Below are 15,591 nucleotides of genomic sequence, written 5' to 3'. Positions count from 1 at the left end.
GGATATGGGGACCCGCAGACCGCTTCGCCAGTAGCCCGTGAGCAGACCTGCACAGAACTGTCATATGCCGCTGCTAGCAGCATCGGGAACATCCCGGAGGATCCCATGCGCCTTGCTGCCGTGCTTTGCCTGCTTGCCACCCCGGCATTCGCCGAAACGATTGCGACCGAAGCCCCTACCCTGACCGCTGCGCCGACAGAGTGGCTTGGGGCGACGCCGCATTTCGTCGTCATGGGCACGGTCAATGGGCGCGAGATGAATATCCAGCTGACCGACATGGCGGCGGCGGCGGGTGTGGCCGAATTCCAGGGCAAGCGCGAATATCTTCCGGGTGAGGGTGGTGCTTTCCGCTATGGCGACTTCGAGGTCGCGCTCAAGGCCACGATCGGCGGGGTCGAGCGCAGCATCGAACTGGAATTCGAGAACGACGATTTCAGCACCGTGACGCTGCCATCCGACTTTCAGCTTGTGCCCGAGAACTTTCCGAAGGGATTGGCATCCTACCTGGAGTTTTCCGGCGAATGGGAGGACGCCAGCGGCAGCGTGAATGACGAGATCGGCGGCTTCAGCGGTGTGCTGACGGTGACGCTGGACGAAGGCACGCCCGACGACAAGGGTCTGCGTCCCGACGGCATGATCGGCGGTTTCGCGACTGCCGAGGCCGCGGGCGAAGTCGTGGTCATCTCTTTCACCGTGCCGGTGGCCGAATATGAAATCGACGACTGAGGCGTTGTTCCTTCTGGCCCTGACGGCCCTGCCGCTGGCGGCCGAGCCGGTGGCGATCAGCGTGCCGGCGGTGGCAGAGACCGAGGGAACCGGGGGCGATGCCGACGACCCGGCGATCTGGGTGAACGCGGCCGACCCAGCGCGGAGCCTGATCCTGGGAACGGACAAGGAGGCCGGGCTTTTCGTCTTCGGTCTGGACGGGGCCGAGCGGGCGTTCCTGCCGGACGGGCGGCTGAACAATGTCGATGTCCGCCCCTTCGTGCTTGGCGGCCGATCCGTGGGGCTTGCCGCGGCGAGCCGGCGCGACGATGACACGCTTGTCTTCTACGTGATCGACGGGGCGGATGTCCGCCACGCCGAGCCTTTTGCCCATCCGGCGATCCCGGCGGACATCGAGGGCGTGAAAAACATTTATGGCTTCGCCATGGCACGGGATGCCTCGGGCACCTACGCGCTGGTGAACTTCAAGTCGGGACATGTGCTGCAATACCGGATCGAGGACGTCGCGGGACAGCTGACCCTGACACTCGCGCGGCACTGGCAGGTCGGCACGCAGCCTGAAGGCATGGTGGCCGATGACGTGGCTGGCCATATCTACGTGGGCGAGGAAGATGTGGGCATCTGGCGCTTTCCGCTGGACCCGGGAAAGCCTGCAACGCCGCTTGCCGTAGCGGCGATTCCCTCGGACTGCCTGCCGCGGGACGATGTGGAGGGTCTGGCGATCCACGACAGCAGCAAGGGGCGATACCTTGTCGCCTCGGCGCAGGGCATTCACCGCGCAGCGCTTTACCGGCTGGACGGCGACGCGGTGCCGGTCTGCAGCGCGCTGGTTGAGGTGGCGGCCGGGGCGATCGACGGGGTGACGGAAACCGACGGACTGGACGTGACGTCTGCCGCGCTGCCGGGCCATCCCGAAGGCATTCTGGTGATGATGGATGACCAGAACGCCGGCTACACGACCAACTTCAAGCTGGTCGACTGGGCTGCGGTCGCCGCAGGACTTCCCTGAGTGTCAGACCAGCGTTTCCGGCAGGGTCAGACCTTTCAGCACCTCGGCGGCGGGCATCGGGCGCTTGCCTTCACGCTGCGCCTCGGTGATCTCGACCGCGCCTTCGCCACAAGCAACGGTGAAGCCATGCACCACCTGGCCGGGCTGGCCCTTTCCATCCGCTCGGCGGGAGCGGAGGAGCTTCACGCGTTCACCCCTGATCTCGGTCCAGGCACCAGGAAAGGGTGACAGGCCGCGGATCTGGCGGTCGACCTCGGCCGCTGGGCGGGACCAGTCGACCCGCGCCTCGGCCTTGTCGATCTTGGCGGCATAGGTCACGCCGTCCTGCGGCTGCGGTTCGGGTGCAAGGTCGGGCAGTCGGTCCAGGGCCTGAACGATCAGTCGCGCGCCCATCGCGCTGAGGCGGTCGTGGAGGTCTGCCGTCGTTTCCTCCGGCCCGATGGGCGTGGCTTCGCGCAGGAGAACCGGGCCGGTATCGAGGCCCGCCTCCATCTGCATAATGCAGACGCCGGTTTCGGCATCGCCCGCCATGATCGCCCGATGGATCGGGGCGGCACCGCGCCAGCGAGGGAGCAGCGAGGCATGGATGTTGAGGCAGCCAAGGCGCGGCGCATCGAGGATTGGCTGCGGCAGGATCAGCCCGTAGGCGACCACGACGGCCACATCAGGCTGCAGCGCGGCGAAGTCTTTCGCTGCACTTTCGCTGCGCAGCGAAACCGGGTGGCGAACGGGCAGGCCAAGCGCCTCGGCCCGAGTCTGGACGGGGCTGGCACGGTCCGCCTTTCCGCGCCCCGCAGGGCGGGGTGGCTGGGTGTATACGGCAAGGATTTCATGGGTTTGGGCCAGCGCGTCCAGCACCGGAACCGAGAAGTCTGGGGTTCCCATGAAAACTATTTTCATTTGATGCGCTCCAGCTTCTCGGCACGCGCGATCAGCATCTTCCGCTTCAGCGGTGAGAGGTGATCGAAATACATCTTCCCCGCCAGATGGTCGATCTGATGCTGCACCGATGTGGCCCAGAGGCCGACGAAATCACGCTCTTCCACCGCGCCCTCGGCATTCAGGAACCGGACCGTCACCGCCCGGGGACGCCGGATCACCGCCGAGACGCCGGGCAGGTTGGGGCTCGCCTCCTCATGCTCGCGGAACTGGCCGCTGGCGTGGAGCACCTCCGGGTTGGCCATCCGCACCGCCTGGCCGCGCGCTTCGGAACAGTCGACGACCGCCAGCCGCAGGGGAATGCCGATCTGGACGGCGGCGAGGCCGTAACCCGGCATCGCTTCCATCGTGTCGATCATGTCGGTCCAGATCGCGCGGACCTCATCGGTGATGGCCTGAACGTCGGCCGCAGGCTTGCGCAACACCGGGTTCGGCCAGGGCAGGCAGCGCCGCGCGGTCACACCGCACGCGCGCGTTCGCGCTTCAGCTTTTCCATCTTGCGGGTGATCATCTGGCGCTTCAATGGGCCGAGATAGTCGATGAAAAGCTTGCCATCGAGATGATCGATCTCATGCTGGACACAGGTTGCCCAAAGGCCGGCGAACTGCCGTTCCTGCTCTTTCCCGTCAAGGTCCATCCAGCGCACCGTCACTTCGGCGGGGCGGGTGATGTCGTTGTAGACCTCGGGGATCGAGAGGCAGCCTTCCTCGTAGACCGACTGGTCCTCGGAGGCCCAGACGATCCGGGGGTTGACGAGGGCAATCGGTTCGGGCGGGCCGTCCTTGATGCAGTCCATCACGATGACCCGCTTCGTCACGCCGACCTGCGGTGCCGCAAGGCCGATGCCGGGGGCGTCATACATCGTCTCAAGCATGTCGGCGGCCAACTGGCGCACCTCGGCCGTGATCTCGGCGACAGGTTCGCAGAGCTTCTTGAGACGCGGATCAGGATGGATCAGGATGGGGCGGATCATGTGCCGGGGTTTACGAAAGCCCGCCGCGCATGGCAAGAGCGAGGCAGTGATCGCGGAGGGGCGGAAATGGACCAGCATGGGTGGAACATTTTACGCATTATGAGCATGTATACGGAACAGAGTAACGAACTCTGAATGAATTTCGGGATGATTTTCTGTTTGTGATGTATTATTCGGATCGATATCCCGAACGCAGGACCGCCAGAAATGACCTTCGACCAATCCATCGACCGTGCCGGATCGCATTGCGTGAAATGGGACATGCTGCAGCCGCTTTACGGCCTGTCGCCGCAGGACAGCCTGGCGATGTGGGTGGCGGACATGGAGTTCCGGCCGCCGGCCGTCGTGCAGCAGGCGCTGCAGCGGATGCTCGATCACGGGATCTACGGCTATTTCGGCGACGACCACGCCTATCTTGAGGCGATCCGCTGGTGGATGCGGACCCGCCACGGCTGGGAGGTGGCGCCGGAGTGGATATTCACCACCCATGGTCTGGTGAACGGGACGGGGCTGGCCGTGCACAGCTTTACCCAGCCCGGCGACGCGGTCGTCCTGATGACGCCGGTCTACCATGCCTTCGCGCGCGTCATCAAAGGTGCGGGGCGCGCTGTGCTGGAATGCCCGCTGGCGCTGGACGCGGACGGCACGGCGCGGCTGGATATCGCGGCCTGGGATGCGCTGATGACCGGGCGCGAGAAGATGCTGATCCTCTGTTCGCCACACAACCCCGGCGGGCGGGTCTGGACGGTCGAGGAGCTGCGGCAGATCGCCGACTTCTGCCAGCGGCATGACCTGATCCTGGTGTCGGACGAGATCCACCATGACCTGGTCTATCCGGGCCAGAAGCATACGGCGATGCCCCTCGCCGCGCCCAGGATCACCGACCGGCTGGTGATGATGACCGCCACGACGAAGACCTTCAACATCGCGGGCGCCCATATCGGCAATGTCATCATCGCCGATCCGAAGCTGCGCCAGGCCTTTGCCGCCACGATGAATGCGTTGGGGATTTCGCCCAACTCCTTCGGGATGCACATGGCGACCGCCGCCTATTCGCCGGAAGGAGCGGGCTGGGTCGATGACCTGATGCGCTATCTCGACGGCAACCGGCAGGTCTTCGACGCCGGGATCGCGGCGATCCCCGGTCTGCGCTCTACCCCGCTGGAGGCGACATACCTCGCCTGGGTCGATTTCTCCGGCACCGGCATGACCCCGGAAGAGTTCATCGCAAGGGTCGAAAAGACCGCCCGGATTGCCACCAACCACGGCGCGTCCTTCGGCAAGGGTGGTGAAAGCTTCCTGCGGTTCAACATCGCCTGTCCGCGCGCGCAGGTGGCGGATGCGGTGGACCGCTTGCAGCGGGCCTTTGCCGATCTGCAATGAGGCGTCTGGCCCGCCTCCTGGCCTATCTGGCCCTGGTCGCGCTTCTGGGCCTTCTCGTTGCGTCGCTTTACACCCCGCGTGTGCAGGTTCCCCTGCCCCCGCCACCACCCCTGACGGGTGAAATCGACCGGATCGTGATCGAAAAGGCGGCGCGGCGGATGCAGCTTTTCCAGGATGACAAGGTGGTGCGGACCTACCGCATCGCGCTTGGCTTCACCCCCGTCGGCGACAAGGTGCGGCAGGGCGACGGCAAGACGCCGGAGGGCGAGTTCATTATAGACCGGCGCAATGACCGCAGCGCGTTCCACCTCTCGCTCGGGATCAACTACCCCAAGGAGGATGACCTGAAGCGCGCCGCGGCGGGCGGTTACAGCGCGGGGGGCGACATCTTCATTCACGGCCAGCCGAATGCCATCGGCGACGGGTTCAAGCTGCGGGGCGACTGGACGAACGGCTGCATCGCGGTGACCAACCGCGAGATGCGCGAAATATGGGAGGTCACGCCGATGGGTACGCCGGTGGAAATCCGGCCCTGACCGGATCAGGCGCGGGGCAGGTAGCCGACGGGTGCGTTCTCATCCCGCCAGAAATCCAGCGCGGCGCGGTCGCTGACAGCGGTGGCGCGCTTGAAGTCACAGACGAGTTCCCCGTTCTCGACCGACGAGGCGACGATCAGGCACTGAAAGACGTGGCGCGAGCCGTCGTAGACATCGACCAGACCGCGCAGCTTGCCGGGGCTGAGGTCGGCGTCGAGGGCGAAGCCGTCGTGCCAGAAGCGCAGCACCGGAAAGACGGCATCACCCACCTGCACCCGCAGGCGCGACTTGCGCTTCAGATCTTTCTTGCGTGCGGCCTCAAGCCCTTCACGCACTTCTTTCGGCAGAAACTCAAGCATGGCAGCCTCGGTCGTTCCTGTGGAAAAGTCTGGAGCCGGATCGGTAAAAATCAAGCTGGCACAATGAGATTGCCGATTTCTGAAGCAACCATGACCGCAATGTCGCAGTTTGCGCAACCTCGGGTTGAAGGACCGCCCACGATGACCTGACGGTAGGGATGCCCGGCAAGGCGAATGGCCCGGCTTGCGAATCGGCGGGTTGGCGTCGATAGCCGTGGCATGATCCTGACACTTGCCCTTCTGCTTGACGCGGCCTTCGGTGAACCGAAACTGATCTGGGACCGCCTGCCCCACCCGGCCGTGCTGATGGGGCGGCTGGTCGGGGCCCTCGACAGGCGTTTCAACCGGGGTGTGGCGCTGCGTCTGAAAGGAACCGGCGTTGCCGTTGCGCTGGTGCTGACCGGGCTTCTGACCGGCTGGGTGATCCATGCCCTGCCCGACTTCGGCATCGTGGAGATGATCGTCCTGGCCATCCTGCTTGCGCAGAAAAGCCTGGTCGAACATGTGCGCGCCGTGGCCAAGGGCCTGCGCCGGTCGCTGCCCGAAGGCCGCGCCGCCGTTGCCATGATCGTCGGCCGCGACACCGCCGCGATGACCGAGGCAGACGTTGCCCGCGCCGCCATCGAAAGTGCGGCCGAGAACCTGTCTGACGGGGTGGTCGCCCCGGTCTTCTGGTATCTGCTCCTCGGCCTGCCCGGGATCGTTGCCTACAAGCTGGTGAATACCGCCGACAGCATGATCGGCCACATGACCCCGCGCTACCGCGACTTCGGCTGGGCCTCGGCCCGCCTTGACGATGTCCTGAACCTGATCCCCGCCCGCCTGACAGCGCTGCTGATCGCGCTGACGCATGGCTGGATCGATCCCACGCCCATCCTGCGCGACGCACCGAAGCATCGGAGCCCGAATGCCGGATGGCCCGAGGCGGCGCTGGCCCCGGTCCTGAACGTCGCCCTCTCCGGCCCGCGCAGCTATAACGGCGTGCGGAAGGACTTTCCGTGGGTCTGGCCCGAAGGCCGCCGCGATCCGGGCCCGGACGACATCGATGCCGCTGCAGACGCGCTGTGGCGGGTGTGGGCGGCGCTGCTTGCCTTTGCGATCCTGATCGCGCTTTTCTAGGCGCCGAAGGAGACCGCATGCGCGCCGCCCGTTTTGCACATCCTCTGCCTTCGCCGTCATGCGGGGGATTGGTCGGAAAGGTCCGTTGGGCCGCATGCCGGGACGCGCTGTGAGGCGGTCCCGTTTCCCGTCCTGGGCGGTCGTCGCAACTGTCAAGGCTCAGGAAGAGAAGGTTATGGCCTTCGTCGCGCATCACCTGTCGCTGGGGGCGGCAAAGGTCTTTCTGTACTTCGACGACCCCGACGATCCGGCCGTTGATGCTGTTGCCGGCCTTGGCCGCGTCACGGCCACCCGCTGCACCGACACCTACTGGACCGAACATGGCGGCCGGCACGAACGGCACCAGAACCGGCAAAGCCGGAACGCCCGCGACGCCTATGGTCGCTGTGAAACCGACTGGCTGTGCCACATCGACGTGGACGAGTTCATCCTGGCCCCGCGTCCGGTCACCGATTGCCTCGCCGATCTGCCAAAGGACAGCATCGTCACCCGGCTGGAGCCGTTCGAGGCGATGCACGACCCGCAGCTGCCCGACGACATCTACACGGCACGCGCCTTTCGCGGTGCGCTTCGGCACGAGCAGCGGCATCTCAGGCCAGCCGTGCTGGGGCCCTATGCCGAAGTTAACCGCGACGGGCTGCTCAGCCACGCCAACGGCAAGGTGATCTTCCGCACCGGCATCCACGGCCTTGCCCCAAGGCTGCACGGCGTGTTCCTGAACGGGGTCCGGGTCGAGGCGGGGTGGCATCCGACGCTGAAACTCCTGCACTTTCACGCCCAGGACCGGCAGGCCTGGCGCGCGGCCCTGCCCTTCCGCCTGACGCGCGGGGCCTACCAGTACCGGCCGGAGTTGCAGGCCTTTCTGCAAGGGGCCGCGCCGGATGAGATTGACCGCTTCTACCTGCAGACTCAGGTTCTGCCGCCCGACCTGCTGGCATCGCTGCAGGAGGCGGGCCGGGTCATCACCGCCGATCTTGGCCTGCGCGGGAAGGTGGCCGCGCTGCGCGACGGAGTGTTAGAGGGCGGCTGACGGCCCGGTCAGCCGGTGTTTACCAGCATCAATGCTGCGCGGCGAAAGGTGGCCATGATCGACGCCCGCTCGTTCTCGGGCACCGCGGTCTCGTGCATCGCGCGGTCCATGACCGCCAGCCAGTCCTCGGCGTCCTGCCGGCGGATCTCCAGATGCGCATGGATCTCGCGCAGGTTCATGTGACCGTGGCGTTCCTGATAGTAGCGCCGCCCGCCGAAGAAGCCGCAGAGAAAGTCGAACTGTTCGGGCCGCACATGGGCAAGCCCGTGGCCGCGCTGGTGCATCGCCATGATCGCGGCACCCTGCGGCAGGGTCTCGATCAGGTCGTAGAAGTGGTTCACGAGGAGATGGACCTGTGCCTCGCCACCAATCCGGTCAATCATCGGGTCCATCGCATCCTCCTTTTCCCGATTTCTTCAAAGAAATCGGACCGGAGCCTTTGAAGGCTCCGCACCGGACTTTTCGAAAAGTCCGGCTCTCAGCTCTGCGGCCGCGTCTTCTTCGGGTCGTAATGCGACAGGGGCACGATCACCGCAGGCAGCCGCTTCTGCTGGCCGTCCAGCTTTCCGACCTCGAGCGTCGTCCCGACCTCGGCATGGGCGACGTCGACGCGGGCAAGCGCGATGTTCTTGCCCAGAATGGGCGAGCGGACCGAAGAGGTCACCACCCCCACCTGCGCGCGCCCGACATGCAGGCAATCCCCATGCCCCACGTCGACCGCCGCGTCGATCTCCAGCCCCACGAAGCGCCGAGCGGGGTGTTCCTTGCGCCGGATCAGCGCCTCGCGCCCGATGAAATCGTCGGTCTTGGACTTCAGCGGCACGGTAAAGCCGATCCCGGCCTCGAACGGGTCGGTCTCGTCACTGAAGTCGTAGCCCGCGAAGATCAGCCCCGCCTCAATCCGCACCATGTCGAGCGCCTGCAGGCCCATCGGCCGAAGCCCATGGTCCGCGCCATGTTCCCAGACGGCATCGTAGACTGCCGTCCCGTCCTTCGGGTGACAGAAGACCTCGAACCCAAGCTCTCCAGTATAGCCCGTCCGCGACACCACGACCGGCGCGCCTGTCGGCCCGCCGATCCGGCCGACGGTAAAGCGGAACCAGCCGAGCTCATCGATTGCCGGCTGGTGCGGCGCGGTCCAGACCATGCGCTTGATGATCTCGCGGCTGTTCGGTCCCTGCACCGCCAGGTTATGCAACTGGTCGGTCGAGGACCGCACCATCACGTTCAGGCCCAGCTTCTCGGCCTGCTCGCGCATCCAGACCCCGCCGTAGTCATCGCCACCGATCCAGCGGAACTGGTCGCGGCCCAGGCGGAAGAGCGTGCCGTCGTCGATCATCCCGCCATGGTCGTAGCACATCGCCGAATAGACCACCTGACCCTGCGAAAGCTTCTTCACGTCCCGCGTCAGCACCCATTGCATCAGCGCCTCGGCATCCGGACCGGTCACCTCCCACTTCCGGAGCGGCGACAAGTCCAGGACGATCGCCGCCTGCCGGCAGGCCCAGTATTCCTCAAGCGCGCCGTTCTGCGAATAGACCTGCGGCAGCCAGTAGCCCTTGTATTCGACCACATGCCGCGTCTTTTCCGAGATGCGGGCATGGAAGGCGGTTTCCTTGGTCATGTTCGGCTCCGCATCGGGCGTTGGGCGATAGGCAATGGAACGGGAGAACTTCTCCGCCCCGGAATAGGTGCGCACATGGATGTCGCTGAGATACCAGCCGTTCGCCGGCGAGGTGTCGTCCGGGCAGGCCGAGTTCACGCAGACGATATCGGTCAGCGCCCGGAACAGCACGTAATCCCCCGGCCGCGACCAGGGTTCGTCGGCGATGAGCACGCCGTGTGAATCGATGTTCGTATTGAAGAACAGGTTCACCGCCATCCAGCCCGGGCGTGCATCGACGCCGCGGTCCTTCAGGGCCAGGTTGAAATTGTCCGAGCAGTTCACATGCCCCGGATAACCGATGTCGTCATAGTATTTCGACGCGCAGGCCATGGCGAAGGCGTCGTGCCGCCCCACCGTGTCCTGCACCACCTCGACCAGCGGCAGCCAGTCCTGGTCGTAGTATTTCGAGTGCAGGCCCGGCATGGAATAGGCGTGGCCCATGAAGGTCCGGCTGGTGGTCACGTCCAGCGGATGCTGGATGCCCCGGTCCAGCTTGCGCGCGTCGAAGCACTGGAAATCCGTGCACTGCCGCCCGTCGACGTCGATGATCTGGATGTAGTCGCCCGCCTTGACGAAATAGCTTTCCGCCGTCGCCGATTTCACCCGCAGGTCAAGGACGGGGTCGGCCAGCGGGTCAGGCAGATCGTATTGCGCCACCATCCGGGGGGTGGCCCGGGTCAGAAGGACGGTGACCGGCGTTGCGGTATCCTGCGCGTCCGGCGCCATGGCCAGACCGGGCGCAGAGATGACCACCCATCCCCCCGCCTGTGCCACGAGTTCAGCCTTTGCTCCTGCCGGTGTATCCGGGGCGAAGAGGCGGATCCCGCCGGCCTGGGCAAGGTCGATCCCCCGCTGCGTCAGACCGGCCTGCAGCCGCGCCAGCGACGGCTCGCCCGAGGCCAGCATCGCCTTCAGCCCCTCAGCCGATGACCCGCCCGCCTGGCCCAGCAGGCGCGGGTCGATGCGCCCATCCGGAAGCGCTGCCACAACTTCGACCGGCTGGCCGCCTTCATCATTGACCAGGACAAGCCTGTCACCGACCATGACCTGCAAGAGGATAGCCCCGCCCCCTGCGACGACATGCCGTTCCTGTCCCTGGTGGCGCGAAAAGCCCCGGGGGGTCAGGATGCGGCTGGGCCGGGGCGGTCCAGGACGAAAACCAGGCAAGTCGAGCATGTTATCCCCCACTGGACCGGCGCTGCTGATTTTAACAAGGATAAAACTTGTTCATTCACAAGAATAGCGGCAGGTTCAGCGTGACACAAGCGCGGCAGGGGGAAAAGGGCACACAATGCTGGCATTAGGCTTTGGGCTGACAGCCGCCGTACTATGGGCGTTGCATGACCTTCTGGCCCGCAAACTGAGCCAGGGCGGGCCGTTGCTCCCAATCCTCGTCATCGTCATGGCAACGGGCAGCGCGCTCTTGCTGCCGGTCACCCTTGCGGTCGGGGGCTGGGACGAGATGACCGGGGCCGCCTGGATACTGGCGGCGCTGTCGGGCTTCGCGATCGTGCTGGCCATGGGGTGCCTTTACAAGGCCTTCAGCCTGGCCCCGGTGCGGCTGGTCTCGCCAGTTGTCGGGGCCTATCCGATGCTTTCGCTTGGCATTGCCGTTCTGCAGGGACGCGAGGTTACCGGGGCCGACTGGCTTGCCGTGCTGGCGATTTGCATCGGCATTGCCATCGTCGCGCTTTCGGCGCGCGGCGACGGCGGGGAAGACTATGCGGGCTCGCCGGTGGTGGCGCTTGGCTGGGCAACCTTGTCGACCATTGGATTTGCCTTGACCTTTGCGCTGGGGCAAGAGGCCGCCCGCCAAGGCTCGGACCTGCCGGTGATCCTGATCAGCAGGCTGGTTGCGCTCGCCCTGACACTGGCACTGCTGGCCTGGTTCAGGGGCTCGCTGGCCCCGCAGCGGGGACATTTTCCGGTACTTGCGCTGATGGGGGCGGTCGATGCGGTAGCGTTGGGATTGGTTACTGCCGCCGGTGGGTTGGACCGGGCTGAATATGCCTCGGTCGCCTCGTCATTGTTCGGTGTGCTGACGGTGCTTCTGGCGACTTGGTTCCTCAAGGAAGGTGTGCGACCGGTGCAATGGCTTGGCATCGCGGCGATCTTCGGCGGGATCGGCGCGTTGTCGCTGCAAGGCTGACTATTCAGCCGCATCCACCCGCGCCGGCGCACGCCGGACCGATTGGGTCAGGCGCCGTTCGTCCCTTGGGCTGACCCCGAAGAGCGCGGTGTAGTGCCGTACCATCGGGCTCGAGGTCATGTAGCCGACCGAAGCCGCGATGTCGCGCAGGGTGTCGCTGGAATAAAGCACGCGCTGGCGGGCCTTCATCAGGCGGAGCTGGTGGTAATAGCGCAGAGGGCTTTGCCCCGTTTCACGCTTGAACATCCGCTCGAAATGGCGGCCGGACAGGCCCACCGCCGCTGCCACGTCAGGGATGCGGAGCGGGTCCTCGACATGGGTCTCGAAGAGGCGGATCGCATCACGGATCGCGGCCGGCAGGGTGTCCGTCGTTCCCCCGGCGCGGGCGACCGGCACCTTCTGGCTCGCGTCGGCATCGCGGACAAAGGGATGCTGGAACCAGCAGGCGACCTCGGTCATGCAGTCGCGGCCAAGGCGTTCCTCGATCAGAAGCAGCATCAGGTCGAAGACGGCACCGGCCCCGCTGGCAGTGATCCGCCGCCCTTCGCGGAGGATCGTCACCTCACGCGCGGCGATCCGGGGAAAGTCGGCCTTGAACGCCGCCTCATAACACCAGTGGACCGAACAGGCCCGGCCTTCCATCAACCCTGCCCGGGCCAGCGGGAAGATCCCGCCGGAAAAGGCCCCGAGGACGACCCCCGTGCGGTCCAGCCAGCGCAGCCGCGCCGGGCTGCGCCTTGGATCGGCGAACTGGGCCGTCGGAGGCGAGAGCAGGTAAAGCTGATCGATCCCCGCAAGCTCTTGCAGGGTCACGTCCGGCTCGAACCCGATGGCGGCTGAGGATCGGACCGGTGCAGCCGTCTCGGCCACCAGCGTCCAGGTGAACGCCTGCCGCCCGGTGATCTCGTTTGCCGCCCGCAGGGGCTCGATCGCCTGCGTCAGGCAGGCCATCGGAAAGCCGGGGAACATCATGAACCCCAGCCGGAGCGGCGCCTCAGTCATCCGGGAACCAGCCGGGGCTGGTGGGCGCGCCGTCATCGTATTTCGACAGCCATTCCACCATCGCATCGCGGTTGCGGATGAAACCCTTGTAGGTCGCAAGTTCAACCGGCAAGTCGCGCACCACACGATGCAGACGCCGCGCCCATTTCGGGACCGTGACGATCTGTTCGAAACTGCAAAGGTAGCAGCGGATGTCGAACGCAATCGCGTTAGAACGGGGCAGACGGTAGAGGCTTTGCAGCTCGACCCGCAGATGCTGCTTCTGGCCAAGGTTCTCCTGCGTGAGGGTCGTCTTCATCGGCCCCCACTTCGGATAGGTCTCGGGCGCGGTGTCGAGAAGCGGGTTGACCGTCATCGTCCAGTTGAACCGCCGGACCGGCGCCCCGTGCTGCAGCTTCATCAGGAACTTCAGCGCCCGTTCGAAGACGCCCTTTTCATGCGCCAGCGGCACGGGCGCGTGCCACTCCATGAAGTTCATGCCGACGTCGAAATCCAGCGACCAGTCCGCCTGGCTGGTCACCATCCCCGCATCCATCCAAAGCGTGCCGTCGCGTTCATCCTGAAGGCTGAAATCCCCCTGCGTCTGCCGGGTGATGTATTCGAACGGCCCGTAAGGGAGCGTGGAGTCGTCCAGGAATGTGAACGACTGTTCGATACCAAGCGGACGGTTCACCCAATGCCAGCGATTGCCGTCTTTCGTCAGGCTGAACCACTGCGGATAGTCCCGCGCCTTCGCTTCCATGATCAGTTCCAGAAGGTCCCAGCCCGCCAGCGTCATGTGCGGCAGCGACTGGCAGCGCAGTGGGTCTTCGGCCAGCACCTTGGCGCGGTCGATCATCTCGGCGATGTAATGCTCGTCCACGTCCAGCATGTATTCGAACGCGGTTCCCTTCCGGCCCGGGACATGCGGTTCCATGTTGACGGCGTACATGTAGTCGTCCCGGTCGAAGGGGAACGGGAAGCGGCGCGGGTCAGTGTTGCGGTAGGTAAAACTACCGCGGAAGGTTTCGTCCCGGAAAAAGCCACCGAAGTAGTCGGGCGCGAAATCTGTCTTGAAATCAAGGCTCATGGCGCTCTCCTATCGGTCGATGACCAGGGTCTTGCCCTCGAACCGGCTGACGCAGGGCATGATCTTCTGATTGCTGGCCTGGTCTTCCGGCGAAAGCCAGTGATCGCGGTGCAGGATTGTGCCTTCACATTTGTGAACGCTCGTTTCACATTGCCCGCATGCCCCGCCCCGGCAGAGGTAGGGCGCATCCACCCCGGCGGCTTCCATCGCCTCGAGAAGCGACTGGGTGGTACCGACGGTGATGGTCTTGCCGCTGGCGGCAAGCTGTACTTCGAACGGCTTGCCGGTCCCCGGTGCGAGGAATTCTTCGGAATGAAGCGCCAGCTTCGGCCAGCCCATCGCTTCGGCCGTCGACAGCACCCAAGTGATCATGCCCTTCGGCCCGCAGACATAAAGATGCGTGCCGATGGGCTGCATGGCCAGCACACGGGACAGGTCGATCACCTGCCCCTGATCGTCGAAGTAGCAGTGTACCCGGTCGGGATGCGACGCTGTCAGCCGGTCCATGTAGGCGCCGAGCGCCCTTGACCGCGCGGCATAGTGAAGCTCGAACCGGCCGCCGAAATGGGTCAGTTGCGAAATCTGCGCCAGGAACGGCGTGATCCCGATCCCGCCCGCGATCATCAGGTGCTTCCGCGCCCGGTTATCCAGCGCGAACAGGTTCACCGGATGCGAGATCACCATTTCCATCCCGGGGCGCACATGCCGGTGCATGTAAAGCGACCCGCCCCGCCCCTGATCGTCCCGCCGGACGCTGATCTCGTAGCCGCTGGTGTCCTCGGGGTCCGACATCAGCGAATAGGGGTTCAGCCGCCGGGTGCCGTGGTCGTCCATTTCGACCACCGTATGCGCGCCGCCCGAAAAGGCCGGCAGGGCCGAGCCGTCGCGCGCAACAAAGCGGAAGCGGGTGACGAGTTCGTTCACCGGCACGACCTCGGCCACGCGGACCGGCAGTTTCGCCCCGCCGCTCATTTGAACCTCACCACGGGATCTGGTACCTGGCCCGGGTCTTCGGCATCGATGTTCACCCCTTGAAACGCCGCGATCCGGCGCGAGTAATGGTCGCGCACGAAGAGGTTCAGCCCGCAGTGGCTGCACGTGAAGGGGTCGGTGGCCACGTTCTCGGTGATCCCCTTGCAGTGGACGCATTGCACCCGACGGAGCGTCGACCCGCGGTGTTCCTTCTGGATCGCGCCAAAGGGAAAGCCCGTGGCCATGATCTCGCGCTCGGCCTGTCCGATCAGGCTTTCGGTGCCGGCGAGGTAGAACTGCGTTCCCATATGCGCGTCCGCCAGCACCCGAACCAGGCGCGGCAAGAGCGAAGGAATGGTCGGCGCGCGAAAGAACTGCGCGGCCCCCAGGCCTTCCAGCCGCGCGGAAAGGTCAACCCCCGTCGGTCCCGGGCAGTACATCACATGCGCCGCCGCCAGCATTCCTGAACGGTCGTTCGCCTTGGCCAGCATGTCGGTAAGGGCATCTGCCCCATGGCAGTCGGCCACGATGATGTGCAGCTTGCCCGGACGCGGCTCCAGTGCCGCATAGACCGGGCGCGACTTGATCGAGGGGGCGTCGATGGGGGTCAGTTCGACTTTCACGGGGGGCGCTTCCCTGGGGCAGAACAGGGCCCGCGC

Annotated in this window: 17 protein-coding genes; 7 read left to right on the top strand and 10 right to left on the bottom strand. The window is 65.4% G+C overall.

Annotation, left to right across the window (positions count from 1 at the left end; genetic code table 11):
* The first annotated feature begins 105 nt into the window (after positions 1-105).
* Both AC2D9V_RS08655 and AC2D9V_RS08650 read left to right on the top strand, forming a co-directional pair.
* On the top strand, positions 106-726 hold the full coding sequence (locus AC2D9V_RS08655) for a hypothetical protein (RefSeq protein ID WP_484713666.1): 621 nt from the start codon (positions 106-108) through the stop codon (positions 724-726).
* On the top strand, positions 710-1,735 hold the full coding sequence (locus AC2D9V_RS08650; RefSeq protein ID WP_484713665.1) for a phytase: 1,026 nt from the start codon (positions 710-712) through the stop codon (positions 1,733-1,735). Before AC2D9V_RS08655 ends, AC2D9V_RS08650 begins: the two co-directional genes overlap by 17 nt.
* 3 nt (positions 1,736-1,738) lie before the next feature.
* Here AC2D9V_RS08650 and fmt read toward each other — a convergent pair whose 3' ends face one another.
* From fmt to def (AC2D9V_RS08635), 3 genes are read right to left on the bottom strand one after another with little or no spacing between them, the layout of a single operon-like run.
* Entirely contained in the window at positions 1,739-2,635 is an 897-nt protein-coding gene (gene fmt / locus AC2D9V_RS08645; protein ID WP_484713664.1) for a methionyl-tRNA formyltransferase, read from the bottom strand.
* Positions 2,632-3,135, bottom strand: coding sequence for a peptide deformylase (def, locus tag AC2D9V_RS08640; protein WP_484713663.1), 504 nt, complete (start codon positions 3,133-3,135; stop codon positions 2,632-2,634). The genes fmt and def (AC2D9V_RS08640) overlap by 4 nt, the downstream gene beginning before the upstream one ends.
* Positions 3,132-3,647, bottom strand: a complete 516-nt coding sequence (def, locus tag AC2D9V_RS08635) for a peptide deformylase (RefSeq protein ID WP_484713662.1) — start codon at positions 3,645-3,647, stop codon at positions 3,132-3,134. Before def (AC2D9V_RS08635) ends, def (AC2D9V_RS08640) begins: the two co-directional genes overlap by 4 nt.
* 207 nt (positions 3,648-3,854) lie before the next feature.
* Between def (AC2D9V_RS08635) and AC2D9V_RS08630 the strand changes: the two genes are divergently transcribed.
* Positions 3,855-5,030 carry a MalY/PatB family protein gene (locus AC2D9V_RS08630; protein ID WP_484713661.1) on the top strand — a complete coding sequence of 392 codons (1,176 nt, stop codon included), beginning with the start codon at positions 3,855-3,857 and terminating at the stop codon, positions 5,028-5,030.
* Positions 5,027-5,566 carry a L,D-transpeptidase family protein gene (locus AC2D9V_RS08625; protein WP_484713660.1) on the top strand — a complete coding sequence of 180 codons (540 nt, stop codon included), beginning with the start codon at positions 5,027-5,029 and terminating at the stop codon, positions 5,564-5,566. Before AC2D9V_RS08630 ends, AC2D9V_RS08625 begins: the two co-directional genes overlap by 4 nt.
* A 5-nt stretch (positions 5,567-5,571) precedes the next feature.
* Here AC2D9V_RS08625 and AC2D9V_RS08620 read toward each other — a convergent pair whose 3' ends face one another.
* Entirely contained in the window at positions 5,572-5,925 is a 354-nt protein-coding gene (locus AC2D9V_RS08620) for a hypothetical protein (protein WP_484713659.1), read from the bottom strand.
* A gap of 219 nt (positions 5,926-6,144) precedes the next feature.
* On the opposite strand from AC2D9V_RS08620, the gene cbiB reads away from it, so the two are divergent.
* Together cbiB and AC2D9V_RS08610 are read left to right on the top strand one after the other, a co-directional pair.
* A complete protein-coding gene (cbiB, locus tag AC2D9V_RS08615; protein WP_484713658.1) occupies positions 6,145-7,044 on the top strand; it encodes an adenosylcobinamide-phosphate synthase CbiB in 900 nt (299 codons plus the stop codon).
* Between the two features lie 109 nt (positions 7,045-7,153).
* The gene (locus tag AC2D9V_RS08610; protein ID WP_484713657.1) at positions 7,154-8,074 is read left to right on the top strand and encodes a glycosyltransferase family 2 protein; all 921 of its coding nucleotides are present in this window, start codon (positions 7,154-7,156) and stop codon (positions 8,072-8,074) included.
* Positions 8,075-8,082: 8 nt separating this feature from the next.
* Here the strand turns inward: AC2D9V_RS08610 and AC2D9V_RS08605 are convergent, their stop codons facing one another.
* Both AC2D9V_RS08605 and AC2D9V_RS08600 read right to left on the bottom strand, forming a co-directional pair.
* The gene (locus AC2D9V_RS08605; RefSeq protein WP_484713656.1) at positions 8,083-8,466 is read right to left on the bottom strand and encodes a group II truncated hemoglobin; all 384 of its coding nucleotides are present in this window, start codon (positions 8,464-8,466) and stop codon (positions 8,083-8,085) included.
* Between the two features lie 86 nt (positions 8,467-8,552).
* A complete protein-coding gene (locus AC2D9V_RS08600; RefSeq protein ID WP_484713655.1) occupies positions 8,553-10,916 on the bottom strand; it encodes a trimethylamine N-oxide demethylase in 2,364 nt (787 codons plus the stop codon).
* Between the two features lie 115 nt (positions 10,917-11,031).
* Between AC2D9V_RS08600 and AC2D9V_RS08595 the strand changes: the two genes are divergently transcribed.
* Complete coding sequence (locus AC2D9V_RS08595; protein WP_484713654.1) at positions 11,032-11,889, top strand: DMT family transporter; 858 nt, start codon at positions 11,032-11,034, stop codon at positions 11,887-11,889.
* Here the strand turns inward: AC2D9V_RS08595 and AC2D9V_RS08590 are convergent, their stop codons facing one another.
* Genes AC2D9V_RS08590 through AC2D9V_RS08575 form a run of 4 tightly spaced genes read right to left on the bottom strand, consistent with a single transcriptional unit; the run spans position 11,890 to position 15,555 of the window.
* Positions 11,890-12,891, bottom strand: a complete 1,002-nt coding sequence (locus tag AC2D9V_RS08590) for a GlxA family transcriptional regulator (RefSeq protein ID WP_484713653.1) — start codon at positions 12,889-12,891, stop codon at positions 11,890-11,892. It abuts the gene before it with no gap.
* Positions 12,884-13,960: a heme-dependent oxidative N-demethylase family protein gene (locus tag AC2D9V_RS08585; protein WP_484713652.1), complete on the bottom strand. Its 1,077-nt coding sequence runs from the start codon at positions 13,958-13,960 to the stop codon at positions 12,884-12,886. Before AC2D9V_RS08585 ends, AC2D9V_RS08590 begins: the two co-directional genes overlap by 8 nt.
* Before the next feature lie 9 nt (positions 13,961-13,969).
* Positions 13,970-14,932: a PDR/VanB family oxidoreductase gene (locus AC2D9V_RS08580; RefSeq protein ID WP_484713651.1), complete on the bottom strand. Its 963-nt coding sequence runs from the start codon at positions 14,930-14,932 to the stop codon at positions 13,970-13,972.
* Positions 14,929-15,555 (bottom strand): dimethylamine monooxygenase subunit DmmA family protein, encoded by a 627-nt coding sequence (locus tag AC2D9V_RS08575; RefSeq protein ID WP_484713650.1) that lies wholly within the window; start codon positions 15,553-15,555, stop codon positions 14,929-14,931. Before AC2D9V_RS08575 ends, AC2D9V_RS08580 begins: the two co-directional genes overlap by 4 nt.
* Positions 15,556-15,591: the final 36 nt, after the last annotated feature.

It is taken from the genome of Tabrizicola sp. T46, assembly GCF_057219895.1.
The sequence above is the reverse complement of the archived record's forward strand: the minus strand, read 5'-3'. Positions and strand labels throughout refer to the sequence as shown.

What these genes read in the sequence shown, in the direction of transcription:
- fmt (WP_484713664.1), bottom strand. Translation starts at nt 2,635, where the DNA reads ATGAAAATAGTTTTCATGGGAACCCCAGACTTCTCGGTTCCGGTGCTG.
- AC2D9V_RS08580 (WP_484713651.1), bottom strand. Translation starts at nt 14,932, where the DNA reads ATGAGCGGCGGGGCGAAACTGCCGGTCCGCGTGGCCGAGGTCGTGCCG.
- AC2D9V_RS08585 (WP_484713652.1), bottom strand. Translation starts at nt 13,960, where the DNA reads ATGAGCCTTGATTTCAAGACAGATTTCGCGCCCGACTACTTCGGTGGC.
- AC2D9V_RS08595 (WP_484713654.1), top strand. Translation starts at nt 11,032, where the DNA reads ATGCTGGCATTAGGCTTTGGGCTGACAGCCGCCGTACTATGGGCGTTG.
- AC2D9V_RS08630 (WP_484713661.1), top strand. Translation starts at nt 3,855, where the DNA reads ATGACCTTCGACCAATCCATCGACCGTGCCGGATCGCATTGCGTGAAA.
- AC2D9V_RS08625 (WP_484713660.1), top strand. Translation starts at nt 5,027, where the DNA reads ATGAGGCGTCTGGCCCGCCTCCTGGCCTATCTGGCCCTGGTCGCGCTT.
- AC2D9V_RS08605 (WP_484713656.1), bottom strand. Translation starts at nt 8,466, where the DNA reads ATGGACCCGATGATTGACCGGATTGGTGGCGAGGCACAGGTCCATCTC.
- AC2D9V_RS08650 (WP_484713665.1), top strand. Translation starts at nt 710, where the DNA reads ATGAAATCGACGACTGAGGCGTTGTTCCTTCTGGCCCTGACGGCCCTG.
- AC2D9V_RS08655 (WP_484713666.1), top strand. Translation starts at nt 106, where the DNA reads ATGCGCCTTGCTGCCGTGCTTTGCCTGCTTGCCACCCCGGCATTCGCC.
- def (WP_484713662.1), bottom strand. Translation starts at nt 3,647, where the DNA reads ATGATCCGCCCCATCCTGATCCATCCTGATCCGCGTCTCAAGAAGCTC.
- AC2D9V_RS08600 (WP_484713655.1), bottom strand. Translation starts at nt 10,916, where the DNA reads ATGCTCGACTTGCCTGGTTTTCGTCCTGGACCGCCCCGGCCCAGCCGC.
- AC2D9V_RS08590 (WP_484713653.1), bottom strand. Translation starts at nt 12,891, where the DNA reads ATGACTGAGGCGCCGCTCCGGCTGGGGTTCATGATGTTCCCCGGCTTT.
- AC2D9V_RS08620 (WP_484713659.1), bottom strand. Translation starts at nt 5,925, where the DNA reads ATGCTTGAGTTTCTGCCGAAAGAAGTGCGTGAAGGGCTTGAGGCCGCA.
- cbiB (WP_484713658.1), top strand. Translation starts at nt 6,145, where the DNA reads ATGATCCTGACACTTGCCCTTCTGCTTGACGCGGCCTTCGGTGAACCG.